We start from the raw sequence: 24971 nt of genomic DNA, 5'->3' as shown, positions 1-24971 counted from the left end.
GCCTGGTGACTACGACTCCGAAGGGATTACCAACGGTAGTGTGCGAACGCCTTGTTGGCTTCTGCCATACGGTGAACGTCTTCACGTTTCTTAACTGCAGTACCTTTGTTTTCTGCAGCATCAGAAAGTTCGTTCGCCAGACGCAGAGCCATGGATTTATCACCGCGTTTACGAGCAGCTTCAACGATCCAACGCATTGCCAGAGCATTACGACGAACCGGACGAACTTCAACTGGAACCTGATAAGTAGAACCACCAACGCGGCGAGACTTAACTTCTACAGTCGGGCGCACGTTGTCGAGAGCGACTTCGAAAGCTTCCAGTTCATTTTTACCAGAACGCTGAGCCAGGGTCTCCAGCGCGCTGTATACGATTGCTTCTGCAGTAGATTTTTTACCATCTACCATCAGGATATTTACAAATTTTGCCAGCAGTTCTGATCCGAATTTCGGATCTGGAAGAATTTTACGCTGACCAATGACGCGACGACGTGGCATGGGATTACTCCGTTGTTAATTCAGGATTGTCCAAAACTCTACGAGTTTAGTTTGACATTAAGATAAATCAGTTTGGCCTTACTTAACGGAGAACCATTAAGCCTTAGGACGCTTCACGCCGTACTTGGAGCGAGCCTGCTTACGGTCTTTAACACCTGAGCAGTCCAGCGCACCACGAACGGTGTGGTAACGAACACCCGGAAGGTCTTTAACACGACCGCCACGGATCAGGATCACGGAGTGCTCCTGAAGGTTGTGACCTTCACCACCGATGTAGGAAGTCACTTCGAAACCGTTAGTCAAACGCACACGGCATACTTTACGCAGTGCGGAGTTTGGTTTTTTAGGAGTGGTGGTATATACACGAGTACATACGCCACGTTTCTGCGGGCAGGCTTCCAGCGCAGGCACGTTGCTTTTTGCAACTTTGCGTGCACGTGGTTTGCGTACCAGCTGGTTAACTGTTGCCATTAAATAGCTCCTGGTTTTAGCTTTTGCTTCGTAAACACGTAATAAAACGACCTCATACAATATGAGGACGCGAAATTTTAGGGCTACGTCGAAAAGGTGTCAAGAAATATACAGCGATCTCAAATCACCAGTTCATTTGACTGGCGTGCGTCACAGTAAGATTGACGAAATCAGTATAGCCAACCACGTCAATTTTGGCTGAAATTTGACCAGAAAGACCCCGCGCATCCAGATCCTCTTTAAGCGCAGAGACTGTTATGGGGGCATTAGCGAGGATTTCAACAAAACGGCTGCCATCAAGCGCCGCGAGCACGCCATCCTGAATCAGCAGCAGATCATCGCCTTCGCGCAGCATGCTCAGTAACGTGTCGATATCGCATTGCCACGGTGAACGGCTCAGGGTATGGAGCATGATAGCCTCAGAAAGTCAGAACGGTATCGTAGTGAGAAAGTTGTTCGCGCAGCGCAGAAGATGTCAGGATCGTCACGTCCAGCACGAACGGTATTTTCTCATTTAACCCACGAGCGGCCAGCGAGTCGGCGCACACATAGAAGGTTTCAATGTCATAGAGCGGCAGAACTTTAAAGGTCGCAATGTAGTCGCGCGCAAGAATAGCCTGCGGTTGTTGGCCTGCCAGAAGCTGGAATACGCCATCGCCTAAAAAGAAGACGCCAATATCTTCGGTTAAAGCCGAGGTCGCGAGCAATGCATCCAGCCCTTCCCGGCCTGAAGCGCTGCCATGCGGGGCAGAAGTAAAAACAAACGCTACGCGCTTCATCAAAATTGCACCACTCTGTCGCAGGTTAACGCCGCCTGTGCTAATGCGCCTAATCCGCTGAGCGAAAAGCCCGGTTGCAGGTTAGCCCCTGCCAGACCAAGGCGTTCGGCTTCAGTCGCATCCGTCACGCCGCGACGCAGTGCCGCCGCGACGCAGATATGCAGGTCGACGCCCTGCGTTTCGTTTAATTTTTGCCAGGCGCGCACAAGGTCAAACTCATCGCTCGCCGGGGACGTAAACTGGTTCGCGTTATAGACCCCTTCACGATAGAAGAAGACGCTTGCCAGTTCATGACCGGCATCAAGCAGCGCATGGGCAAACTGTAGCGCGCTGCTGGCCTGCTGGGTACCGTACGCCGGGCCCGTCACCATTAACGCAAAACGCATTACTTGTCTTGCCCCAGGAAGTCGCCGCTTTTGAACTGGCGAATATAGAGGTAAACCGTGTGTTTGGAGATATTCAGGCGATCGGCCACCTGGTTGATGGCATCTTTGATATCAAAAATCCCTTTCTCATAGAGGTTCAGGACGATCTGACGATTCTTGGCGTTGTTGGATACGTTGCGATCGGCATTCACCTCTTCAATGGTGAACTCCAGCGTCTGTGTCACGAGATCCTCAACAGAAGAGGCAAAGTTCACCGATGAGCCCACGTCCGGCGTTTCTGGCGGAATGAAAGTGCTCATGATTTGCGAGAATGGCACATCAAGGTTCATGTTGATGCACAGCAGACCGATCACCCGGTGTTCGCGGTTTCGAATCGCGATAGTTTCTGATTTCATCAGCACGCCGCTTTTGGCGCGGGTGAAATAGCATTTTGAGACGCTGCTGTCCGCGCCGGTCATGTCATGCAACATACGCAATGCAAGGTCGGTGATTGGCGAACCAATTTTACGGCCAGTGTGCTCACCATTCGCAATGCGGATAGCGGAACACTTAAGATCTTGCAGGGAATGCAATACGATTTCGCAGTGGGAACCAATGAGCATCGCTAACCCGTCCACTACCGCTTCGTAGGATTTCAGAATATCGAAGTCGGTCTGGTCAAATGGACGTTGATCCAGCAAATCAAGTTCACTGGTTTCGTTGGTTAAAAGCGACCTGGACATGAAAAAAACACTCCTTTTCAGGAGCCTGTCGTTAGGTTTTCAGGGCAGGCTCATTATCTACACGGACAACTAAATTAATACAGCGTGTATAACGCTTTCCAGTGTTAATTATATCTGCCCCACAATAAAAAAACCGCAGCCTGTAAAGGCGGCGGTTTTTTTCAGCATTACTTCTTAGCTGCTGCGGCTTTGTCGTCAGCCGGTGCGTCTGTTTTCGCATCCGCTTTCGGCGCCGGTTTGATGTCCAGCAGTTCTACATCAAATACCAGCGTAGAGTTAGCCGGGATACCCGGAACGCCGGTTTTGCCGTAAGCCAGATCCGGTGGGATGACCAGCTTGATTTTACCGCCTTTCTTGATGTTCTTCAGGCCTTCGGTCCAGCCCGGGATCACACCGTCCAGACGGAAGGAGAGAGGCTCACCGCGAGTATAAGAGTTATCGAACTCTTTACCGTCGATCAGCGTACCTTTGTAGTTAACTACAACGGTGTCGCTGTCTTTAGGCGCGTCGCCGGTACCTTCTTTCTCAACTTTATAGATCAGGCCAGTAGAAGACGTTTTAACGCCTTTCTCTTTAGCGAACTTATCGCGGTAGGCTTTGCCTTTCGCTTCGTTATCTTTAGCGTCTGCTTCCATCTTGGTCTGAGCGGCGCCTTTCACGCGCGCTTCAAACGCTTGCAGAGTCTGCTCGATTTCCTGGTCAGACAGTTTGCTCTTGTCTGCGAACGCATCCTGAACCCCTGCGATCAGCTGGTTTTTGTCCAGTTTGATGCCCAGTTTCTCTTGTTCTTTCAGAGAGTTTTCCATGTAACGGCCCAGAGACGCGCCAAGTGCGTAGGCGGATTTCTGGTCGTCATTCTTGAATGCCGCTTTGCTGTCTGTAGTCGCAGCAGGCTTCGCAGCAGTATCAGCAGCGAAAGACAGCGGCGCATTGAGCGCTACAGCCATAGTGGTCGCCAGCAGCGTAACTTTAAACAGTGATTTCATCCATATCTCCAGGACCTGAGGTCTCTCACCCCAGTGTTAAACGTAAATGAGTGACGTACTATAAAACGTTGTGGAAGAAATCTACAGACAGACTCCCCCGAATGTCGCTTCTTTTCAGACTATTTTTGTTTAAATAAGTTTCTTGTCAGGGAGATGGATACTGTACTTAAGGAAAAAGTCAGATAAACTTCGCCGCCGCTGGTCCATTATGGCGCATGAGAGATAAACGAGGTGAATGATGAAGGATACAACGATCGAAGCGAGACTGGCTGAGCTGGAAAGCCGCCTGGCTTTTCAGGACATCACCATCGAAGAACTGAACCAGACCGTGACGGCTCATGAGCTTGAAATGGCAAAAATGCGCGATTTGATGCGACTTCTCACTGAAAAAGTGAAGGCTACGCAGTCGTCGCACATCGCCTCTCAGGCTGAAGAGACGCCACCACCTCATTATTGAGGCGTAAAAAAAGCGGGATTATCCCGCTTTTTTATTTTCCGCAGTACGGAATCAGTGGCAGCCGCAGCCGCCGTTACCGCAACCACCTTTACCGTGGCCGTGGTCATGACCATGATCGTGGCCGTGACCACCGCAGCAGCCGTCGTGGCCGTGATCGTGGTCATGGTCGTGACCGTGCGCACCATGAACGTGGCCATGAGCCAGCTCTTCTTCGGTCGCTTCACGGATAGCAACAACTTCTACGTTGAACTTCAGGTTCTGACCAGCCAGCATGTGGTTGCCGTCAACCACAACGTGGTCGTCTTCAACTTCTGTGATTTCAACCGGAACTGGACCCTGGTCAGTTTCAGCCAGGAAGCGCATGCCAACCTGCAACTCGTCAACGCCCATGAACACGTCTTTAGGAACGCGCTGAACCAGGTTGTCATCATACTGACCGTAAGCGTCGTTCGCGCCGACAGCAACGTCGAATTTGTCGCCAACTTCATGACCTTCCAGCGCCGTTTCCAGGCCGGAAATCAGGGAACCGTGACCATGCAGGTAGTCCAGCGGCGCACTCACCGGAGACTCATCAACCAACACACCGTCTTCTGTACGTACCTGATAGGCCAGGCTGACCACCAGGTCTTTTGCTACTTTCATGATATCTCCTGAGCGTGGGAAAATTGCTGGCGCAGATTGTAGCGGAATTCTGCACCCGTGTACCCTTAAGCTTAAAAAAACTCAGAGCATATCGCTAGTCTGGATGAAAAATGCCGATCACTTGCTCTTCTTTGCGAACGTGATCGCGGGCTTCTTTGTCGGCCTCACGCATCTGGTGACCGCACTTAACACATTCAACAATATCGATATTATTCTCCCGCCACATGGCCAGCGTATCTTGCGCCTGGCAGGACGGGCATTTTGCGCCCGCGATAAAGCGTTTACGTAAAGCCATCTTTCGTTACCCTTTATTCAAATTCATCCCAGCCGTCGAGCTGGCGTCGTTCCTGTTGCATCTCACGCTGGAAGATCTCCTCCAGTTCGCGACGCGCTTCCCGCACGCGGGAGATCTGCGCCGTGTCGCTGTGCACAGGCATCAGTTCACGCAGCATTCGCATATCCAGCCGGCGGAAATGCATCTGGGCGCGTTGCGCCTGGTGAGGATGCATACCCAGCGAAACCAGCGCCTTGCGCCCCAGCTCCAGCGCGCTGGAGAAGGTTTCGCGGGAGAAGTGTTTCACACCCGCCTGCAAAAGTTCGTGAGCCTCAACACGTCCGCGCGCACGCGCCAGAATATGCAGATGCGGGAAATGCTGCTGGCACAGCTCCACCAGCTTCATTGTGTCTTCCGGATCGTTACAGGTGATGACGATGGACTCCGCAGCCTCTGCCCCCGCCGAGCGCAACAGCTCAAGCTGCGTCGCATCCCCGTAGTACACCTTATAACCATATTTGCGCATCAGGTTGACGGCGCTGATATCGCGCTCCAGCACCGTAATGCGCATTTTATTTGCCATCAACAGGCGACCAATCACCTGTCCGAAGCGGCCAAAGCCCACGACGATCACCTGCGGTTTATCATCTTCCACCCACGGCGCTTCGTCTTCATCGTCTGCGGGATTCAGGCGGCGCGACAGCAGTTTGTCCACCAGCTTCATCAGCAGCGGCGTGGTCATCATCGACAGCGTGACCGTCACCAGCAGCAGCGCCATCTGGTCATCTTTGAACAGCTTCTGAGACGACGCAGTGGAAAACAGCACAAACGCAAACTCTCCGCCCTGACTTAACACGCTGGAAAACTGCATCCTTTCCGAGCTGCGCAGCCCGTAAATCCGCGCGAGGAGATACAGCACCAGCGTTTTGACCGCCACCAGCACGGCGACACTCGCAATAACCCACAGCAGATGGGTATAGAGCACGCCAAGATTAAGCGCCATACCCACCGAGATAAAGAACAGCCCTAACAGCAGTCCCTTAAACGGATCGATGGCGGTCTCCAGCTCGTGGCGGTACTCGCTTTCCGCAAGCAGCACCCCGGCGATAAACGTCCCGAGCGCCATCGACAGCCCCAGCGCATCCATAAACAGCGCTGAACCAAGCACCAGCAGCAGCGTTGCGGCGGTGAAGACCTCGCGTACGCCGGATGCCGCAATAAACCGGAACACTGGACGCAGTAAAAACCGTCCGCCGATCAGCATCCCCGCGAAGGCCAGCACCTTCATGGAGATCTTCATCCAGTCGAAATGATCGTCTCCGGAGCCTGCCAGCAGCGGCACCAGCGCCAGCGCCGGGATCACCGCTAAATCCTGGAACAGCAGCACCGAAAAGCCCAGTTGCCCCGCCTCGTTGCGGTTCATCCCTTTGTCGCGCATCAGCTGAAGCGCCATCGCCGTCGACGACATCGCAAGACCGATCCCGCCAATCACCGCGGCCTGCCAGGAAAACTGCGTCAGCATCAGCAGGCCCGCCAGAATGGCGGCGCTGAGCAACACCTGCGCCGCCCCGACGCCAAAAATAGATTGCCGCAGTTGCCACAGCTTGGACGGATTAAGCTCAAGCCCGATGATAAACATCAGGAACACCACGCCCAGCTCGGAGAAGTGGAGAATTTCATCCACATCGCTGATAAACCCAAGCCCCCAGGGACCAATGGCTATCCCCGCCAGCAAATAGCCCAGCACCGCGCCAATGCCGAGACGCGCGGCAAGGGGGACCGCGACGACGGCGGCAAACAAAAACAGCACCCCGGCGAGGAGTAAATTCGAACCGTCCATTAGCGTCCTCCCGCCGGAATCGGTGACGCCAGCCATTCGCCATAGGCCCTGGCATGGCTCGCCAGCGCTTTCGGATCCTGCCGCCGTGCCCAGTAGATAATAATCGGGCTCATCCAGTGCATACGGCACATCGCCGCCGTCAGCTCAAACGGCCGCAGAATGTCGCTCATGGGGTAACGGTTCAGCCCGTCGTGACGGTAAGCGCTTTCCGGCTCACCGGTGGTGATGACACTCCGCCAGTACTTTCCCGCCAGCTGGTTGCCCCCCACCCCGCTGGAAAAGCCCCGGCTCAGCACGCGGTCCAGCCACTCTTTCAGCAGCGCCGGACAGCTATAGGTATAAAGCGGATGCTGGAACACAATCACGTCGTGCTGACGCAGCAGTTCCTGCTCGTAAGGAATATCAATAAAGAAATCGGGATAGTGCGCGTAGAGATCGTGCACCGTTACGTTACTGAGCTGTGTGGCCGGCTTAAGCAGCACCCGGTTTGCCACCGAGTCCTGTGATTCCGGATGGGCATACAGCAGCAGCACTTTCGCTGTCTGAGACATCACTCCCCTCCCGGTTCTGTTTTTGTGTATTGTTGTCGTTTTGGGCTACCATGGCGGCCCGGTGGGGAAATTGGCCCACACCTTACATTATCATAATGACAAATTAACATAGTCGGAACATACGGCGCTTCTATGATTGTTTTCTCCTCGTTACAAATTCGTCGCGGCGTGCGCGTCCTGCTGGATAACGCGACTGCTACCATCAACCCGGGCCAGAAAGTGGGGCTGGTCGGCAAAAACGGCTGCGGTAAATCCACCCTGCTGGCACTGCTGAAAAACGAGATAAGCGCGGATGGCGGGAACTTTACCTTCCCGGGCAACTGGCAGCTCGCCTGGGTAAACCAGGAGACCCCCGCGCTGAGCGAACCGGCGCTCGACTATGTTATCGACGGCGACCGTGAATACCGCAAGCTCGAAGCGGAGCTCAACGCCGCCAACGAGCGCAACGACGGCCACGCCATCGCCACCGTCCACGGCAAGCTGGACGCCATCGACGCCTGGACCATTCGCTCCCGCGCCTCCAGCCTGCTGCACGGCCTGGGCTTCAGCAACGAACAGCTTGAACGCCCGGTGAGCGATTTCTCGGGTGGCTGGCGTATGCGCCTTAACCTGGCGCAGGCGCTGATCTGCCGCTCTGACCTCCTGCTGCTCGATGAACCGACCAACCACCTCGATCTCGATGCGGTTATTTGGCTGGAGAAGTGGCTCAAGAGCTATCAGGGCACTCTGATTCTGATCTCCCACGACCGCGACTTCCTCGACCCGGTGGTGGATAAAATCATTCATATCGAACAGCAAAGCCTGTTCGAGTACACCGGCAACTACAGCTCTTTCGAGCGCCAGCGCGCGACGCGCCTCGCCCAGCAGCAGGCGATGTATGAAAGCCAGCAGCAGCGCGTGGCGCACTTGCAAAGCTTTGTGGATCGCTTCAAGGCCAAGGCGTCAAAAGCCAAGCAGGCGCAGAGCCGCGTCAAAATGCTGGAACGCATGGAGATGATTGCCCCCGCGCACGTGGATAACCCGTTCCACTTCAGCTTCCGCGAGCCGGAGAGCCTGCCGAACCCGCTGCTGAAGATGGAAAAAGTGAGCGCGGGCTATGGCGATCGCATTATTCTCGACTCTATCAAGCTCAACCTGGTGCCGGGTTCACGCATCGGTCTGCTGGGGCGTAACGGCGCCGGTAAATCAACGCTGATCAAGCTGCTGGCGGGCGAGCTTAACCCGGTCAGCGGCGAAATCGGGCTGGCGAAGGGCATCAAGCTTGGCTACTTCGCTCAGCATCAGCTGGAATTTTTACGCGCCGATGAATCGCCGATCCAGCACCTGGCGCGCCTGGCGCCGCAGGAGATGGAGCAGAAGCTGCGCGACTACCTCGGCGGCTTTGGCTTCCAGGGCGATAAGGTGACTGAAAATACAGCGCGTTTCTCCGGCGGCGAAAAAGCGCGTCTGGTGCTGGCGCTGATCGTCTGGCAGCGTCCAAACCTGCTGCTGCTCGATGAACCGACCAACCACCTCGATCTCGACATGCGTCAGGCGCTGACCGAAGCGCTGATCGAGTTCGAAGGGGCGCTGGTTGTCGTTTCGCACGATCGCCACCTGATCCGCTCCACCACCGACGATCTCTATCTGGTTCACGGCGGCAAAGTGGAGCCGTTCGACGGCGATCTGGAAGATTACCAGCAGTGGTTGACGGACGTGCAGAAGCAGGAAAACCAGCCGGAAGAGTCAGCGAAAGACAACGCCAACAGCGCCCAGGCGCGTAAAGACCAGAAGCGCCGTGAAGCGGAACTGCGCACCCAGACTCAGCCGCTGCGTAAAGAGATTACCCGCCTCGAAAAAGAGATGGAAAAGCTTAACGCCACGCTTGCCGCCGTCGAAGAGAAGCTGGGCGACAGCGAACTGTACGATCAGAGCCGCAAAGCGGAGCTGACGGACTGTCTGCAAACGCAGGCGAAAACCAAATCCAGTCTCGAAGAGTGCGAAATGGCATGGCTGGACGCGCAGGAACAGCTGGAAGCGATGCTGCAAGCCGACTAACACGCCGGGAGGGTTATGGGCTTCGATACCACGAGCGAGATTACATTCCGTAAGCTCAGCATCTTCATGACGTTCATGGACAAGGGCAATATCGCACGTACCGCCGAAACGCTCGGCCTGAGCGGTGTCAGCGTGCACCGCGCGCTGCATACCCTAGAAGAGAACGTCCGCTGCCCGCTCTTTGCTCACAAAGGGCGTAACCTGATTGCCCTCCCCTCCGCATGGACGCTGCTGGAGTATTGTCAGGAGGTGATGCAGGTGATGGAGCGCGGGCTGGAAGAGTCGCGCAAGATTGCCGGTATCGGCCAGGGACGGTTGCGCGTCGGTACGCTTTACTCGCTGACGCTGGAAACCGTGCCGCGCCTGATAATGGGTATGAAGCTGCGCCGTCCGGATCTGGAGATGGATCTGACGATGGGCTCGAACGAAACCCTGCTCCATATGCTGGATGAGGGGTCGCTGGATGCGATTTTAATCTCTATCTCCGAGAGCGATATCGACCGTAACAGCCTCGAAGTGCTGCCCCTGTTCCATGACGATATTTTCCTTGCCGCACCGGCCTCTGCCACGCTGAATACCAGCGGTCCCGCCGATCTGCGTGACTATAAAGATCAGAAGTTTGTCGCCCTCGCGGAAGGGTTCGCCACTTACGCCGGGTTTCAGGAAGCGTTTCATATTGCCGGTTTCGAGCCGGAGATTGTGACGCGGGTAAACGATATTTTCTCGATGCTGAGCCTGGTACAGGCGGGGGTCGGGTTTACGCTGATGCCGGGCAGGATGAAGAAAGTGTACGAAAATTCGGTGCAGCTACTGAAGCTGGCACAGCCGTACCAGATGCAGCAGCTGATTGCGATCGTCTTTGCCCACAACCGCGAGCAGGATCCGAGCCTGCGAGCATTGGCCGCGGAAGGGCGGATGTACGCCAGAAGTTTGCAGGACGGAGCCTGAGGCCTTGCCGGGTGGCGACGCGTTGCGTCTTACCCGGCCTACAAAATAATACAACCGAACCCGTAGGCCCGGTAAGGCGCAGCCGCCACCGGGCAAAAAAACTCACGCACGAAGCCGCCCCGCCAGATGCACCGCCACGTCCACCCCGCTGCGCTCCAGCGAAATGGATTCGCCTTCCCACGCCGCCTGCCGCGTCAGGCAGGTTAATATGCCTCCCGGCGGCATCTCAATCGCCAGCCGCGCTTCACGCTCGTTAGCGGAAATCACCGCCTCCTGCCAGCGCACGGTTCGCGCCATGTTCATTGCCAGATCGTCGGCAATTTTCTCCGGCTGCCAGAGCACGCGTCCGGTACTGCCGCTCAGGTACGCGCAGCGGGGACGGGAAAGCGTGACCGATTCAAACGCCGCTGCCAGCTTCTTCGCCGGTTCCGCCAGCAGCGCGCAGTGCGATGGCACGCTCACCGCCAGCCGTTTGGCCTTGCTTGCACCCTTCGCCAGCGCGCGCTCCGCCACCTGCGCCATACCGTCATCGGTTCCGGCAATCACGATCTGCGTTTCGGCGTTCAGGTTAGCGATATAGGTTCCAGTCCCCTGAATCAGGTTTTCCACCTGCGGCAGGGTCAACCCCATAATCGCCGTCAGGCCGTAGCCGTGCGGATACGCCTGCTCCATCAAATCACCGCGCAGCGCCACCAGCTTCAGCGCATCCGTAAAGTCCAGCGAGCCTGCGATAACCGCCGCAGGATAAGCGCCAATGGACAGACCGCTGACAATATCCGGCGACACGCCGCGACGTTCCAGCTCGCGCGCCCAGGCCACGCCGGCAATCAGCAGTGAAAGCTGAACCGCACGGGTGTGGGTTAACGAGGATGCGCTGTCCAGGGTATCGACTTCCGCCCCCAGCACAGCACGGGCCTGCTCCAGCTCCGTTCCCGGCAGGTTTTGCAGCATACCTTCGTGCTGTGTGCCCTGCCCCGGAAAGGTAAACAGTATTTTCATTACTCCTCCCTGTGCCATGGATCCGCTACCAGGCGCGGTCCACATTGCGTTTTTAGCAGCGTTTTGCCGTCGCGTAACCATTCTGCCAGCGCGAATCCGCCCTCGGGCGTGTCCACCTGCGTATCCACCCGGCACAACGCACGGCTGAGCTGAGCCTGCCAGTCAGTAAACGCCTCAGGGGAAACGGTACGCGGGGCGCGGATCAGCAGATCGAGATCGCTGTCGGCGTGGATCACCGGAATGCCGGTCGCCAGCGCATAACCCGTACTGCCGGTTATCCCCCACGTCCACGGCCACGACTGCTGCGCAAGCTGAAGAGCCACCTGAACCGGCGGCTGAGTGACAAACGGCGAACGCAGCAGGTCGGCGGCAACGCTCAACTCTTCGGGCGACACCACGCGCAACACGTTCTCAGGCTTCACCCATCCGGCCGCCCGCTGGTCGCGGCGCAATCCGCGCACGCCAACGGGAATACGGCCTTCATTATCAACATCACGCCGCACCACTACCGGCAGCCCGGTATGCCAGGCCGCGTCTACCCAGGATGCGGTAATCCCTTCCAGGGCGTCGCGCGCGGTAAGCCAGATGAGGTCGTGTGGGCGTAATGTTGTGGTCATAATTACATTCCTGAAGTCAGCGAGATAAACAGCGGCAGCGACAGAATACACAGTATGGAGCTCAACAGCAGCACGGCTTCAGCATCCGGCGACTGCACGCCAAAGCGGTTACCGAACACCACGCCAAAGAAGCCCGCAGACAGCGCAATCATCAGGATGGCGGTGATCGCCACGGAGCCGTGCAGACCGAAGATTAAAACGATACCCCAGGCAATCGCTGGCTGGATCAGCAGCTTGGCGATAGTGGAAGTGATCACCATGGTGTTGATCTGAAGCTTACGCGCGGAGAGGATCACCCCGGTCAGGAACAGCGCCGCAGCGGTCGCGGACAGTCCCAGAGGTTTAATCGCCGCCAGTACCAGCTCTGGCATTTTGATGCCGATAGCGGACAGGATCACCCCCAGCAGCGGGCCCATCACGATCGGTTTTTTAATGGAGCGCCACATCAGCACCGGCAGCATGGAAAGCGTTGAACCGGAGTTATTGCCCTCGGCGCGCGCTTTTTCACGCTCCAGAATAAGCAGGCAGAACGGGGTCATCAGCACCGAACCACAGGCGATGGAGACCGCCACGGAGAGTGAAGTAGAAGAACTTTCACCCAGCACGCTGCCCAGAATCGGCAGGCCGAGCGCCGCATAGTTTGGCAGAGCGACGGTCAGCGTCAGTACGGCCGCATCCTGCGGAGATTTTTTAAAGACTTTGGTGGCGAGGAAGTAGATGGCCGCATAGGTGATCCACATCGCCAGGGTGAGAACCAGGATCAGCGGCGACTGCGCCACAATGCCGGTCCACGGGGTTTGCACGGTGGCGCTGAACAGCGCGGCAGGGAGTGCAAAATCCATAACGAAGATATTCAGCAGGGAAACATTTTTGTTATCGACCATCTTTGCTTTACCGGCCCAGAATCCCAGCAGCATGATGACGAAAATCGGTGCAAGAGCATGAACAATTACGTAAGTCATAAATCACCTGTAGTAAAAAAGTTTAAGCACTGGCGCGATGTTTATTATTTTCAGGATGCAGGTTCCCGCGTGGACGCAACGGGCGCGCCCACGGGGTAATGCATCTGGCAGGTCTCTTTTTACTTACCAGCTGGCTCGCATACGTTCACGTACGAGCGCCGAGCTGCGGCGGTTGTCAGCACCCAGACGGTTTTTCAACGTGGTGTCCTGACGAGCGTCGCTGATGGCCTGTTGCAGGGTAGTTTTCACCCGCGTCAGATCGCTTTCGGAAGGGGCATCCGGGTTGCTGATATCCAGCAGGTCGGAGAGCAGCCCCAGCGTGGCGTAGTTGCTGATGTCGTACGCCATTGGCGGAATGGTTGCCGCCAGTTTTTCCAGCGCCTCCACGGTACGCAGCGTAATGCGCGCCGCAGACTCTTTGCCCATGGCATGGATCAGCACGCCTTTATCGTTGAAGGCAATCAGGCGGTTGGCCTGGTAGCCGTGCGCCAGAAACGCGCCGGACATGGCCTTACCGACGATAAGACCAATCACCGGATGCCCCGCCAGCCGCGCATTGGCATAGGCGGCAGCGGCGCCGGCCAGCGCCTGGTGGATACCAAACGCCTCTTCACGACGGCCATAGGCCTGGCTTGGGACATCGATCACCGCCACAATCGGGCGCTTCACGGCTTTATCGGCGTCAGCGGCGACGGTTTCGCTGACCACTTTTGCCAGCGTCCATCCTTCCAGCAGGCCGACTTCACCCTGCGCCGCGCGCGGGAAGTGGTTGTTGGCGTCCGGCACCACGGCGACAAAGCGCACCGTTTCACCGTTCAGCTCGCCGTCTGCCGCCTGCACGGACGGGCATAACCCCTCCAGACGTTTCGCGTTCGGGGCCAGAGTTTCCAGCCAGAGTTCGCCACGGCTAATTGAGTTAGTCATCATTTCACCTCCCGGGCAAAAAGCGCTTTAATCTGTTCGGCATCGGCCTGTTTGCGGGTGTCGAAATTCGTCAGACGGTTCAGGTAATCGTCATAGTTATCGGTGCGATGTTTCGCCGGTACGCCTTTGGCGATGGCCTCGTTCATCGCGGCTTTCACCGCGTTCACGCCGTCGCCCACCAGCGCGTCCACCAGTCCGCTTTCATAGCGCACTTCGCCGCCGGTCATGCTCCAGATAAACGGACGGTCGCGGGAGTCATATTCTTCAATGCCCGCTTCCTGCTCAATAACCTGCGGGCCGTTGAGGCCAAGACGCGCTTCGCGGGTTACAATCAGGTAGCTGCACAGCGCCGCGGCGATAGACATCCCGCCGAAGCAGCCCACGGTCCCGGCGACAATCCCGACAACCGGGGTATAGCGACGCAGGTCAACGATCGCGGCGTGGATATCGGCAATCGCCGCCAGGCCAAGGTTGGCTTCCTGCAAACGTACGCCGCCGGTTTCGAGGCACAGTACCGCCTGAGTCGGAATGCCGTTGCGGTTATCTTCCGCAGCCAGCTCCAGCGCCGCCGCCATTTTGGCACCGGACACTTCGCCCATGCTGCCGCCCTGGAAGGTGCCTTCAATCGCCACCACCACTGCAGGCTGGCCGTTGATGGTCCCTTTCGCGACTACCATGCCGTCATCGGCCTGAGGAACAATCCCCTGTGGCCCAAGCCACGGAGAGATAATGCCTTCAAACGGATCCAGCAGTTCGCGGTAGCTGCCGTCGTCGAGCAGCGCCTGCGCACGCTGGCGCGCTTTTAATTCGATAAAGCTGCTGTCATCACGCATGGTTCACCCCTTCAAAAACCTGTTCGATACGAATGCGTGCCACGCCCGGCGTCGCGCCGAAGTCGTGGATGGTCAGCTTACCTGCGGGCAGGCTGCTGACGGTTTGCAGGCGATTGAACAACGCCTCCCAGCGCCCACGGCTGTTGTCGACGGAGGTGGTGATATCAATGATTAAGGTCTGGCCCGGTTCGGCGGTGAAAAGCACCTCCATATCCCCGGAACCGACTACCCCTGCCAGCGCCCTGCCGCTTACTTCGCGGCTGGCGGGCACGGTCAATGTGATTTTTTCCATAACATCCTCTTAATGCTTTGAATAGGGCGTTTCGACGCGGTCAAGAAACAGCGTGGCGGCAAGCAGGTCTGCGGCTCCGCCCGGCGAGGCGTTAAGCGTCAGCATCTGACGGTCTAACCGCGCCAGCGCCTGCTGCCCCGCAAGTGTTGCGCATCCTCCCGCGTTCAGCACCGCACGGGCACCGTTCTGCATGGCATCCAGCCCCTCCATGCCGGCGCGCGACAGCACGCAGGTGTCGGTGAGCGAGGTCATGATCGCCATCAGCGCGTCGAGTCTGGCCTGCGTTTCGCTGCTGCCGTTGAGACGGCTGAGGTGAAGCTGCGGCAGCGCGCGCTGCATGATGTGCGGAAACGCCTGCTGAGCCTCTTCACGCGCGCCCGGTACACGATAGCGGTGCGTGACGCGTAACCCCTTGCTGAATACTTTCGGCGCCGCGTCATCCGGCAGTTTCGCCAGCTGAGCGGCGGTGTTCGCGACGGTTTGCGCCCGGGCATCGCCGCCCAGCATCGCCACCGCGCTCACCAGCAATCCCAGCGCCCAGATCGCGCCACGGTGTGTGTTCACGCCGTCGGTTGCGGCCATCATCTGCCGTTCGCCTTCACGACCCAGGCGGCCAACGGTTTGCCTGAGGGCAATATCCGCCGGACGCTGCCAGCTCTGTTGCGCCAGCGCCTGAAACGTGGGGGTCAGGCTGTGAGCGGAGCGCTTCATCAGCGCAAGCGATAAATCGTGATGCGCGCCGTTCCCCCGGCTGTCCACCAGACCGGGCTTCGGGCTTAAACGTGCTTCGTCAATCAGACACTGCGTGGCGGTTCGCGCCAGCCATTCGGCACCGCCTTCAACCTGGATCTGGGGCAGAAGTTTCATTACCAGCTCCGGAATTTCGCAGGTGGGTTATACAGGCCGCCGGACCACTCAACGAGGTCAGCCACGCTGCCCGCAGCCAGCAGAGAGCGGGTGGCATCGGTACGACGAATGCCCATATCTTCCGGATACACAACCTTGCCGCTCTGGCGCAGTTCCGCCACGCGTTTGGCGTCAACGCCCAGACCGATATCGGTGATACCCGCCACGGCGGCGACCATGGCGCGACGCTCTTCCAGATCTTTCGCCCGGTAGAGGTAAGCAATCCCCTCTTCCGTCAGCACGTGGGTGACGTCATCGCCGTAAATCATAACCGGCGCCAGCGGCATGCCGGAGGCTTTCGCCACGTCTACGGCGTCGAGTTTCTCCACGAAGGTTGGCTTCACGCCCGCCTGGAAGGTTTCCACCATCTGCACAACCAGCTTTTTACCGCGCTGCATCGGGTCAGGCTCGGTGATCATGTTCAGCCAGGCCGGAGTGGCGTGGCGACGACCGTGCGGATCGTGGCCCATGTTTGGTGCGCCGCCGAAGCCGGAGAGACGGCCGCGGGTCACGGTTGAGGAGTTAGCGTAACCATCAACCTGTAGCGTGGAACCGATAAACATGTCGACCGCGTACTGACCAGCCAGCTGACAGAAGGCGCGGTTAGAGCGCATGGAGCCGTCAGCACCGGTAAAGAACACGTCCGGACGGGCGCGGATGTACTCTTCCATCCCCAGCTCGCCGCCGAAGCAGTGGACGCTCTCCACCCAGCCGCTTTCGATGGCCGGGATCAGCGTTGGATGCGGGTTCAAAGTCCAGTGTTTACAGATTTTGCCTTTGAGTCCGAGCTGTTCGCCGTAGGTTGGCAGCAGCAGTTCGATCGCTGCGGTATTAAAGCCAATCCCGTGGTTCAGGGACTGCACCTGGTGTTCAGCGTAGATGCCTTTAATCGCCATCATCGCCATCAGGATGTGTTCCTGTTTAATCAGGCGCGGGTCGCGGGTGAAGAGCGGTTCAATAAAGAACGGCTTGTCCGCCACCACCACGTAATCGATCCACGAGCCCGGAATATCGACGCGCGGCAGGTCGCACTCGTCGTCCACCAGCTCGTTCACCTGTGCGATGACGATGCCGTCGTGGAACGCGGCGGCTTCCACCAGCGCCGGGGTATCTTCGGTACTCGCCCCGGTGTAGAGGTTACCTTTACGGTCCGCTTTAAAACCGGCAATCAGCGCCACGTTTGGCGAAAGGTCGACGTATAAACGTGAGTAGAGTTCGATGTAGGTGTGAATCGCCCCGATTTCGAGCTGACCATCCTCCAGCAGCTGCGAAATGCGCAGGCTTTGCGTACCGGAGAAGGAGAAGTCGAGCTTGCGGGCGATGCCTTTCTCAAAGATGTCCAGATGTTCGCTGCGGCCCACGCTCGGCATGATCATATGCAGATCGTGCACGATTTGCGGGTTCACTTCGGCCAGTGAACGGGAAAGGAAATCCGCCTGCTTCTGGTTGTTGCCTTCCAGAACGACTTTGTCGCCTGGTGCGATCAGTTTTTCCAGCATGGCGACAAGATCGCCGGTTGGCAGTACCTTGCCCTGCACCGGTACGGACGCCAGACGACGCGCTTTCTCGCTGCGTCGGGTGTTCCATTGCCGGGTGGGTGTTTGCCCAGATAACATTATTAACCTCCTGATTCAGCACATCATTCTGATTTGCTTAACGTTGAGTAAAGTGTGCGCTCTGGTGAGAAAGGCATCAATTAAGCGTAGGACGTAATCATTAGCCTGAGAGTAATAATCAAGGTAAAGAAATGTGATCGGGATCAGTTCATGTTTCGGAAAAACGGGCTAAACGGGGTACAATTCGGAAGGTATAGTTAATTTCTGACAAGAATCAGCATCGCCCTTATGACCCAAATCATTCCCTCAGACTTCGACATTGCAGCCGAAGAGAGCGCAGAGTTCGTGCCCATGCGCGGTGTGGCTAACCCTCACCTGCAAACCATGCTGCCGCGCCTGATCCGCCGCAAGGTGCAGTTCACCCCCCACTGGCAGCGCATTGACCTGCCGGACGGTGACTTTTTGGATCTCGCCTGGAGCGAAGATCCGGATCGGGCCAGACATAAACCCCGTCTGGTGGTGTTTCACGGCCTGGAAGGCAGCCTGCACAGCCCTTACGCACACGGTCTCATTGAGGCGGCGAAAGCCCGCGGCTGGCTTGGGGTGGTGATGCATTTTCGCGGATGCAGCGGCGAGCCTAACCGTCAGAAACGCATTTATCACTCGGGTGAAACCGAGGACGGCTCCTGGTTCCTGCGCTGGCTAAGAGACAATTTCGGCGAAGCACCAACGGCAGCGGTGGGGTATTCGCTGGGCGGGAATATGCTGGCCTGCCTGCTGGCGAAGGAGAGCGACGCCGTACCGCTGGATGCGGCGGTGATTGTCTCTGCGCCCTTTATGCTGGAGCAGTGCAGTTATCATATGGAAAAGGGGTTTTCACGGGTCTATCAGCGTTATCTGCTCAACCTGCTGAAAGCCAACGCCGCACGTAAACTTAAGGCCTATCCGGATACGCTGCCTGTGACGCTGCAACAGCTCAAACGCGTGAAGCGCCTGCGCGAGTTTGATGATTTGATCACCTCGAAAATTCACGGCTTTGCCGATGCGATTGACTATTACCGTCAGTGCAGCGCCATGCCTTTACTGAATCAAATCACGAAACCCACGCTGATTATCCACGCCAAAGACGATCCGTTTATGGATCATCACTCGATCCCCGCCCCTGACTATCTGCCGGATAACGTGGAGTATCAGCTCACCGAGTTCGGCGGGCACGTGGGCTTTGTTGGCGGCACGCTGCGTCGGCCAAAAATGTGGCTTGAGACGCGTATACCCGACTGGTTAACGGCCTATCTGGACGGTAAAAAATGATTATTCCCTGGCAGGATCTCTCTCCCGACACGCTCGATAATCTGATTGAAAGCTTTGTCTTGCGCGAAGGCACCGATTATGGTGAACATGAACGTTCGCTTGGACAAAAGGTCAGCGATGTGAAGCGCCAGCTTAAAAGCGGCGACGTGGTGCTGGTATGGTCCGAACTGCATGAGACGGTGAATATCATGCCCCGCAACGCGTTTCATGGCTGATCTTACACTTTTCCAGTCAGGGAGTTGCTATGTCTGCCAGACATCCGGTTATTGCCGTTACGGGTTCGAGTGGGGCGGGAACCACTACCACCAGCCTCGCCTTCCGCAAGATTTTCGCCCAGCTTAACTTACGGGCGGCAGAGGTAGAGGGCGACAGCTTTCACCGCTACACGCGCCCGGAGATGGATATGGCCATCCGCAAGGCGCGCGATCTGGGTAAACACATCAGCTATTTTGGCCCGGAGGCCAATGACTTCGGCCTGCTGGAGCAAACCTTCCGTGAATACGGGCAGAGCGGCACCGGGCAGTCCCGCAAGTATCTCCACACCTACGATGAAGCCGTGCCCTGGAACCAGGTCCCCGGCACGTTCACGCCCTGGCAGCCGCTGCCGGAACCGACTGACGTGCTGTTTTACGAAGGATTGCACGGCGGCGTGGTGACGCCTCAGCACGACGTGGCGCGCCATGTGGATTTGCTGGTGGGGGTGGTGCCGATTGTTAACCTTGAGTGGATCCAGAAGCTGACGCGTGACATGAGCGAGCGCGGCCATTCGCGAGAGGCGGTAATGGATTCGGTGGTGCGCTCCATGGAAGATTACATCAACTTCCTGACGCCGCAGTTCTCCCGAACCCACATTAACTTCCAGCGCGTCCCCACCGTGGACACCTCCAACCCGTTCGCCGCAAAAAGCATCCCTTCCCTGGACGAGAGCTTTGTGGTGATCCACTTCCGCAACCTGGAAGGCATTGATTACCCCTGGCTGCTGGCGATGCTACAAGGTTCGTTTATTTCGCACATGAATACGTTAGTGGTACCGGGCGGAAAAATGGGGCTGGCGATGGAGCTGATCATGACGCCGCTGGTGCAGCGGCTGATGGAAGGAAAGCAAATCGCGTGAGTTGTTTTGCCCGGTGGCGCTGCGCTTACCGGGCCTACGGGCGTGCTTTTGTAGGGCGGGTAAGCGAAGCGCCACCCGCCAAAAATTAAGCCTCGATCACTTCATACGAATGGGTGATGTTTACCGCTTTCTCCAGCATTAGCGCCACAGAGCAATATTTCTCCGCAGACAGGTCAACCGCACGCGAGACCGCCGCATCCTTCAGTTCTTTGCCGGTGACGATAAAGTGCAGATTAATATGCGTGAACAGACGTGGCGCCTCTTCGCGACGTTCTGACGTCAGCTTCACTTCACAATCGGTCACGTCATGACGGCCTTTTTGCAGGATCGACACTACGTCGATCGCGCTGCATCCACCTGCCGCCATCAGCACCATTTCCATCGGGCTGGGAGCTTTATCGCCGGAGTTGCCATCCATCAAAACCTGGTGCCCGGAAGCAGACTCGCCCAGGAACGTTAACCCTTCAACCCATTTCACACGCGCTTGCATATTCACTCACTCCAACGTTGCATTTTTTATGACAGATTACGTGTACGTTACATTTCTCGCAACGGAAGGCGACCTGCGTCATGCTGAAGCGAGACACCAGGAGACACGCGGCGAAAGCTATGCTAAAACACTCTGGATGCTACAGTAATACATTGACGTTACACATGTATGCAGAGGACATCAAACTTTACTGGCTGCGAAACGTTACGACAGCCGACTTCCCAGGTATGGGTAAGAATTCGATTGCAACCCCAGAGTCCGGATGCATCTTATGACTCTGGTGACAGCTTATAACAGAGGATAACAGCGCATGGTGCTTGGCAAACCGCAAACAGACCCGACTCTCGAATGGTTCTTGTCTCATTGCCACATTCATAAGTACCCATCAAAGAGCACGCTGATTCACCAGGGTGAAAAAGCGGAAACGTTGTATTACATCGTTAAAGGCTCGGTGGCCGTGCTGATCAAAGATGAAGAAGGGAAAGAGATGATCCTTTCTTATCTGAACCAGGGCGATTTTATCGGTGAACTGGGCCTGTTTGAAGAAGGCCAGGAACGTAGCGCCTGGGTTCGTGCAAAAACAGCATGTGAAGTGGCTGAAATTTCTTACAAGAAATTCCGTCAGCTGATTCAGGTCAACCCTGACATCCTGATGCGTCTTTCTTCCCAGATGGCACGCCGTCTGCAAGTGACCTCTGAGAAGGTGGGTAACCTCGCCTTCCTGGACGTGACCGGTCGTATCGCGCAGACTCTGTTGAACCTGGCGAAACAGCCAGACGCCATGACCCACCCTGACGGTATGCAAATTAAAATTACCCGCCAGGAAATCGGTCAGATCGTCGGCTGCTCCCGTGAAACAGTGGGCCGTATCCTGAAGATGCTGGAAGACCAGAACCTGATCTCCGCCCACGGTAAAACCATCGTGGTTTACGGGACCCGTTAATTCCGGTCAGACGGCGTGCCGCCGCAGGGTGGCACGCCGTTTTTGTCTCTACTCCTTATGTGGCGCAGGCTGATCTATCACCCGGAAGTTAACTACGCACTGCGACAAACGCTGGTGTTGTGTCTTCCCGTGGCCGTGGGCCTGATCCTCGGACATCTTCAGCAAGGCCTGCTGTTTTCCCTCGTGCCCGCCTGCTGCAACATTGCCGGTCTGGACACCCCGCATAAACGCTTTTTCAAACGCCTGATTATTGGCGGCTGCCTGTTTGCCGGCTGTAGCCTTGCCGTGCAACTCTTACTGGCCCGCGACATTCCTCTGCCGCTGATCCTGACCGTGCTGGCGATGACGCTTGGCGTAACCGCTGAAATCAGCTCGCTGCACGCCCGCCTGCTTCCCGCGTCGCTGATTGCCGCCATCTTCACCTTAAGCCTTGCGGGCAATATGCCGGTGTGGGAGCCATTGCTGATCTACGCCCTCGGCACGCTGTGGTACGGGCTGTTTAACTGGTTCTGGTTCTGGTTGTGGCGGGAACAGCCGCTGCGCGAATCCCTGAGCCTGCTCTACGTGCAGCTTGCTGAATACTGTGAAGCAAAATACACCCTGCTCACCCAGCATACCGACCCGGAAAAATCCCTGCCGCCGCTGCTGGCACGCCAGCAAAAAGTGGTGGATCTGATCAGCCAGTGCTATCAGCAGTTGCACATGCTTGCCGCCAACAAAAATCATGAATATAAGCGGCTGCTGCGTACCTTCCAGGTCGGGCTGGATTTGCAGGAGCATATTTCCGTCAGCCTTCATAATCCGGAAGAGGTGCAAAAGCTGGTGGAGCGCAGCCATGCGGAAGCGGTGATCCGCTGGAACGCGCAGACCGTCGCGGCGCGCCTGCGGGTGCTGGCTGAGGATATCCTCTATCACCGCTATCCGACGCGCTTTAACATGGACAAACAGCTCGGCGCGCTGGAAAAGATTGCGCGTCAGCACGCGGATAACCCGGTCGGGCAGTTTGCCGCCTGGCATTTCAGCCGCATCGCCCGGGTGTTGCGCACCCAGCGCCCGCTTTATGCCCGGGACCTGATGGCCGATAAGCAAAAACGACTGCCGTTGCTGCCTGCGCTCAAAAGCTACCTGTCGCTGAAGTCTTCCGCCCTGCGCAACGCCGCAAGAATTAGCGTCATGCTCAGCATCGCCAGCCTGATGGGAATGGCCCTGCACCTGCCGAAACCCTACTGGATCTTAATGACCGTGCTGTTTGTCACCCAGAACGGCTATGGCGCCACGCGGGTGCGCATTCTGCATCGGGCGGGCGGCACGATGGCGGGGCTGATTATCGCGGGCGTAACGTTGCACTTCCACGTGCCGGAAGGGTATACGCTGGTCGGCATGCTGGCGATTACGATGGTGAGTTATCTGATCATCCGTAAAAACTACGGCTGGGCGACGGTGGGCTTTACGGTAACGGCGGTGTACACCCTGCAGTTGCTTACGCTCAACGCCGATCAGTTAATTATTGCCCGCCTGGTCGATACCCTGATTGGCTGCCTGATCGCCTTTGGCGGCATGGTCTGGCTGTGGCCGCAGTGGCAAAGTGGATTACTGAGGCAAAACGCCCACGACGCGCTGGAGGCGGATCAGCAGGCCATTCGCCTGATCCTGAGCGACGACCCGCAGCCGTCTCCGCTGGCCTACGAGCGCATGAAGGTCAACCAGGCGCATAATGCCCTGTTCAACTCCCTTAACCAGGCCATGCAGGAGCCGGGCTTCAACTCGCACTATCTGGCAGACATGAAGCTGTGGGTCACGCACAGCCAGTTTATCGTCGAACACATCAATGCCATGACCACGCTGGCGCGCGAGCACACCATGCTGACGCCGGATCTGGCGCAGCGCTATTTGCAGTCGTGTGAAATTGCCCTCCAGCGCTGTCAGCAGCGTCTGGAGTACGACGCGCCGGGCGAGTCAGGGGATTCGAACATTCTGGAAGCGCCGGAGACGCTGACCCACGGGCCGATGAGCACCCTGGAGCAGCATTTACAGCGCGTTCTCGGGCATCTCAACACCATGCACACCATTTCGTCGGTGGCATGGCGTCAGCGTCCGCATCACGGGATTTGGTTAACGCGCCGGTTAAAACGAACCGCGTATTAGCCTCTGACGATCTTCGCGACCGCCGCAGCAAAACGGGTTAACCCGTCTTCGATGTCTTTGTCTTCCACCACCAGCGACGGCGCGAAGCGCATCACGTCCGGCCCGGCGTTGAGCACCATGACGCCTTCGTGCGCGGCGGCGTGCAGGAAATCGCGCGCGCGGCCTTTGTACTGAGGCTTCAGCTCGGCACCGATCAGCAGCCCCATTCCGCGGATTTCACTGAAGACATCAAACTGTTCGTCAATCTGCTGAAGATGTTTCACAAAAAGGGCGCGTTTCGCATTCACGCCATTCAGGACGTCCGGCGTATTAATGATGTCGAACGCCGCTCCCGCCACGGCGCACGCCAGCGGATTACCGCCGTAAGTGGAGCCGTGTGAGCCCACATGAAATGCGGAAGCAATATCCTGGGTGGTGAGCACCGCGCTGACCGGGAAACCGCCGCCGAGCGCTTTCGCGCTGGTCAGAATATCCGGCGTTACGCCGTAGTGCATATAAGCGAACAGGTCTCCGGTACGCCCCATCCCACACTGCACTTCATCAAACACCAGCAGCGCCTGGTGCTCGTCGCACAGTTCGCGCAGCCCTTGCAGAAATTCCGGGGTGGCCGCCGTGACGCCGCCTTCCCCCTGAATGGGTTCGACCACCACGGCACAGGTGTGATCGTCCATCACCGCTTTAACGGCGTGCAGATCGTTAAACGGCACGTGGATGATATCCGCAGGTTTCGGACCAAAGCCGTCGGAATACTTCGGCTGGCCGCCAACGGAAACGGTAAAGAACGAGCGACCGTGGAAGGCGTTATGGAAGGCGATGATTTTGGTTTTGTACGGACTATGACGCGTGGTTGCGTAGTAGCGCGCAAGCTTAAAGGCGGTTTCGTTGGCTTCGGTGCCAGAGTTCATAAACAGCACGCGTTCGGCGAAGGTGGCATCGATGATCTTACGCCCCAGACGCAGCGCCGGTTCGTTAGTGAACACGTTGCTGGTGTGCCACAGCGTTTCGCCCTGCGTTTTCAGCGCGTCCACCAGCGCAGGATGGCAATGGCCCAGCGCCGTCACCGCAATACCGCCTGCGAAATCAACATACTCATTGCCCTGCTGATCCCAGACGCGGCTGCCTCTCCCTTTCACCGGGATAAACTCAGCCGGTGCATAAATCGGCAGGATCACTTCATCGAATGTCGCGCGGGTAATTGCTGGTTGTTCAGTTGCCATGTCATGACCATCCATTTTTATGTCACAGTGATTGTGAAAATATAATCACAAAATATGCATAAAAAATCACAA

The 24971-nt window shown here is 57.1% G+C and carries 29 protein-coding genes; 8 read left to right on the top strand and 21 right to left on the bottom strand.

Annotated elements, in window-relative coordinates; genetic code table 11:
* Nucleotides 1-26 precede the first annotated feature (26 nt).
* The 7 genes from rpsG to fkpA form a co-directional block, all read right to left on the bottom strand.
* On the bottom strand, nucleotides 27-497 hold the full coding sequence (gene rpsG / locus SK51_RS06160) for a 30S ribosomal protein S7 (protein ID WP_003861706.1): 471 nt from the start codon (nucleotides 495-497) through the stop codon (nucleotides 27-29).
* Between the two features lie 96 nt (nucleotides 498-593).
* Entirely contained in the window at nucleotides 594-968 is a 375-nt protein-coding gene (gene rpsL / locus SK51_RS06155) for a 30S ribosomal protein S12 (protein ID WP_000246815.1), read from the bottom strand.
* A gap of 124 nt (nucleotides 969-1092) precedes the next feature.
* The gene (gene tusB / locus SK51_RS06150; RefSeq protein ID WP_022649592.1) at nucleotides 1093-1380 is read right to left on the bottom strand and encodes a sulfurtransferase complex subunit TusB; all 288 of its coding nucleotides are present in this window, start codon (nucleotides 1378-1380) and stop codon (nucleotides 1093-1095) included.
* A gap of 7 nt (nucleotides 1381-1387) precedes the next feature.
* Nucleotides 1388-1747 (bottom strand): sulfurtransferase complex subunit TusC, encoded by a 360-nt coding sequence (tusC, locus tag SK51_RS06145; protein WP_023298759.1) that lies wholly within the window; start codon nucleotides 1745-1747, stop codon nucleotides 1388-1390.
* Nucleotides 1747-2133, bottom strand: coding sequence for a sulfurtransferase complex subunit TusD (gene tusD / locus SK51_RS06140; RefSeq protein WP_003861699.1), 387 nt, complete (start codon nucleotides 2131-2133; stop codon nucleotides 1747-1749). Before tusD ends, tusC begins: the two co-directional genes overlap by 1 nt.
* On the bottom strand, nucleotides 2133-2855 hold the full coding sequence (locus tag SK51_RS06135; protein WP_003861697.1) for a helix-turn-helix transcriptional regulator: 723 nt from the start codon (nucleotides 2853-2855) through the stop codon (nucleotides 2133-2135). Before SK51_RS06135 ends, tusD begins: the two co-directional genes overlap by 1 nt.
* Nucleotides 2856-3022: 167 nt before the next feature.
* Nucleotides 3023-3841, bottom strand: coding sequence for an FKBP-type peptidyl-prolyl cis-trans isomerase (gene fkpA, locus SK51_RS06130; RefSeq protein ID WP_003861695.1), 819 nt, complete (start codon nucleotides 3839-3841; stop codon nucleotides 3023-3025).
* 238 nt (nucleotides 3842-4079) lie between these two features.
* Between fkpA and SK51_RS06125 the strand changes: the two genes are divergently transcribed.
* Nucleotides 4080-4298, top strand: coding sequence for a protein SlyX (locus SK51_RS06125; RefSeq protein WP_023298761.1), 219 nt, complete (start codon nucleotides 4080-4082; stop codon nucleotides 4296-4298).
* Between the two features lie 51 nt (nucleotides 4299-4349).
* On the opposite strand, the gene slyD is transcribed toward SK51_RS06125, so the two are convergent.
* From slyD to kefG, 4 genes are all read right to left on the bottom strand, one after another.
* Complete coding sequence (gene slyD / locus SK51_RS06120; protein ID WP_003861691.1) at nucleotides 4350-4940, bottom strand: peptidylprolyl isomerase; 591 nt, start codon at nucleotides 4938-4940, stop codon at nucleotides 4350-4352.
* 94 nt (nucleotides 4941-5034) lie between these two features.
* Nucleotides 5035-5235 (bottom strand): YheV family putative zinc ribbon protein, encoded by a 201-nt coding sequence (locus SK51_RS06115; RefSeq protein ID WP_022649597.1) that lies wholly within the window; start codon nucleotides 5233-5235, stop codon nucleotides 5035-5037.
* Nucleotides 5236-5248: 13 nt separating this feature from the next.
* Nucleotides 5249-7054 (bottom strand): glutathione-regulated potassium-efflux system protein KefB, encoded by a 1806-nt coding sequence (gene kefB / locus SK51_RS06110; RefSeq protein WP_003861688.1) that lies wholly within the window; start codon nucleotides 7052-7054, stop codon nucleotides 5249-5251.
* Entirely contained in the window at nucleotides 7054-7605 is a 552-nt protein-coding gene (gene kefG, locus SK51_RS06105; RefSeq protein ID WP_003861686.1) for a glutathione-regulated potassium-efflux system ancillary protein KefG, read from the bottom strand. Before kefG ends, kefB begins: the two co-directional genes overlap by 1 nt.
* A gap of 132 nt (nucleotides 7606-7737) precedes the next feature.
* Here kefG and SK51_RS06100 point away from each other — a divergent pair, with 132 nt between their 5' ends.
* Both SK51_RS06100 and SK51_RS06095 read left to right on the top strand, forming a co-directional pair.
* The gene (locus SK51_RS06100) at nucleotides 7738-9642 is read left to right on the top strand and encodes an ABC transporter ATP-binding protein (protein WP_023298762.1); all 1905 of its coding nucleotides are present in this window, start codon (nucleotides 7738-7740) and stop codon (nucleotides 9640-9642) included.
* Nucleotides 9643-9657: 15 nt separating this feature from the next.
* A complete protein-coding gene (locus SK51_RS06095; protein WP_048206618.1) occupies nucleotides 9658-10590 on the top strand; it encodes a LysR substrate-binding domain-containing protein in 933 nt (310 codons plus the stop codon).
* A gap of 102 nt (nucleotides 10591-10692) precedes the next feature.
* On the opposite strand, the gene mdcH is transcribed toward SK51_RS06095, so the two are convergent.
* From mdcH to mdcA, 8 genes are all read right to left on the bottom strand, one after another.
* Nucleotides 10693-11589 (bottom strand): malonate decarboxylase subunit epsilon, encoded by an 897-nt coding sequence (gene mdcH, locus SK51_RS06090; RefSeq protein ID WP_022649600.1) that lies wholly within the window; start codon nucleotides 11587-11589, stop codon nucleotides 10693-10695.
* On the bottom strand, nucleotides 11589-12206 hold the full coding sequence (locus SK51_RS06085; RefSeq protein ID WP_023307099.1) for a malonate decarboxylase holo-ACP synthase: 618 nt from the start codon (nucleotides 12204-12206) through the stop codon (nucleotides 11589-11591). The genes mdcH and SK51_RS06085 overlap by 1 nt, the downstream gene beginning before the upstream one ends.
* A 2-nt stretch (nucleotides 12207-12208) precedes the next feature.
* Nucleotides 12209-13168 (bottom strand): AEC family transporter, encoded by a 960-nt coding sequence (locus tag SK51_RS06080; protein ID WP_023307100.1) that lies wholly within the window; start codon nucleotides 13166-13168, stop codon nucleotides 12209-12211.
* A gap of 123 nt (nucleotides 13169-13291) precedes the next feature.
* Entirely contained in the window at nucleotides 13292-14092 is an 801-nt protein-coding gene (gene mdcE, locus SK51_RS06075; protein ID WP_003861675.1) for a biotin-independent malonate decarboxylase subunit gamma, read from the bottom strand.
* The gene (locus tag SK51_RS06070) at nucleotides 14092-14925 is read right to left on the bottom strand and encodes a biotin-independent malonate decarboxylase subunit beta (RefSeq protein WP_003861672.1); all 834 of its coding nucleotides are present in this window, start codon (nucleotides 14923-14925) and stop codon (nucleotides 14092-14094) included. Before SK51_RS06070 ends, mdcE begins: the two co-directional genes overlap by 1 nt.
* On the bottom strand, nucleotides 14918-15217 hold the full coding sequence (gene mdcC, locus SK51_RS06065; protein ID WP_022649604.1) for a malonate decarboxylase acyl carrier protein: 300 nt from the start codon (nucleotides 15215-15217) through the stop codon (nucleotides 14918-14920). Before mdcC ends, SK51_RS06070 begins: the two co-directional genes overlap by 8 nt.
* Nucleotides 15218-15226: 9 nt before the next feature.
* A complete protein-coding gene (locus SK51_RS06060; RefSeq protein WP_023307101.1) occupies nucleotides 15227-16084 on the bottom strand; it encodes a triphosphoribosyl-dephospho-CoA synthase in 858 nt (285 codons plus the stop codon).
* Nucleotides 16084-17739 (bottom strand): malonate decarboxylase subunit alpha, encoded by a 1656-nt coding sequence (gene mdcA, locus SK51_RS06055; RefSeq protein WP_023298766.1) that lies wholly within the window; start codon nucleotides 17737-17739, stop codon nucleotides 16084-16086. The genes SK51_RS06060 and mdcA overlap by 1 nt, the downstream gene beginning before the upstream one ends.
* Nucleotides 17740-17967: 228 nt before the next feature.
* Here mdcA and SK51_RS06045 point away from each other — a divergent pair, with 228 nt between their 5' ends.
* The 3 genes from SK51_RS06045 to SK51_RS06035 are packed head-to-tail and all read left to right on the top strand — an operon-like array spanning nucleotide 17968 to nucleotide 20104.
* On the top strand, nucleotides 17968-18990 hold the full coding sequence (locus SK51_RS06045) for a hydrolase (RefSeq protein WP_023307102.1): 1023 nt from the start codon (nucleotides 17968-17970) through the stop codon (nucleotides 18988-18990).
* Nucleotides 18987-19205, top strand: a complete 219-nt coding sequence (locus SK51_RS06040) for a YheU family protein (protein ID WP_032676742.1) — start codon at nucleotides 18987-18989, stop codon at nucleotides 19203-19205. The genes SK51_RS06045 and SK51_RS06040 overlap by 4 nt, the downstream gene beginning before the upstream one ends.
* 29 nt (nucleotides 19206-19234) lie before the next feature.
* Nucleotides 19235-20104 carry a phosphoribulokinase gene (locus SK51_RS06035; protein ID WP_003861663.1) on the top strand — a complete coding sequence of 290 codons (870 nt, stop codon included), beginning with the start codon at nucleotides 19235-19237 and terminating at the stop codon, nucleotides 20102-20104.
* An 85-nt stretch (nucleotides 20105-20189) separates the two neighbouring features.
* On the opposite strand, the gene SK51_RS06030 is transcribed toward SK51_RS06035, so the two are convergent.
* Nucleotides 20190-20594, bottom strand: a complete 405-nt coding sequence (locus SK51_RS06030; RefSeq protein ID WP_022649609.1) for an OsmC family protein — start codon at nucleotides 20592-20594, stop codon at nucleotides 20190-20192.
* 310 nt (nucleotides 20595-20904) lie between these two features.
* On the opposite strand from SK51_RS06030, the gene crp reads away from it, so the two are divergent.
* Both crp and SK51_RS06020 read left to right on the top strand, forming a co-directional pair.
* On the top strand, nucleotides 20905-21537 hold the full coding sequence (crp, locus tag SK51_RS06025; protein WP_000242758.1) for a cAMP-activated global transcriptional regulator CRP: 633 nt from the start codon (nucleotides 20905-20907) through the stop codon (nucleotides 21535-21537).
* A 57-nt stretch (nucleotides 21538-21594) separates the two neighbouring features.
* The gene (locus SK51_RS06020; RefSeq protein WP_023307103.1) at nucleotides 21595-23682 is read left to right on the top strand and encodes a YccS/YhfK family putative transporter; all 2088 of its coding nucleotides are present in this window, start codon (nucleotides 21595-21597) and stop codon (nucleotides 23680-23682) included.
* Here SK51_RS06020 and argD read toward each other — a convergent pair.
* Nucleotides 23679-24899 carry a bifunctional acetylornithine/succinyldiaminopimelate transaminase gene (gene argD, locus SK51_RS06015; RefSeq protein WP_023307104.1) on the bottom strand — a complete coding sequence of 407 codons (1221 nt, stop codon included), beginning with the start codon at nucleotides 24897-24899 and terminating at the stop codon, nucleotides 23679-23681. The genes SK51_RS06020 and argD overlap by 4 nt on opposite strands.
* Between the last annotated feature and the right edge of the window lie 72 nt (nucleotides 24900-24971).

Source organism: Enterobacter sp. MGH85 (assembly GCF_001037655.1).
In the GTDB taxonomy this organism is placed as follows: Bacteria; Pseudomonadota; Gammaproteobacteria; order Enterobacterales; family Enterobacteriaceae; genus Enterobacter; species Enterobacter intestinihominis.
Note: the sequence above shows the minus strand (reverse complement) of the source record. Positions and strands in the feature narration are given on the sequence as shown.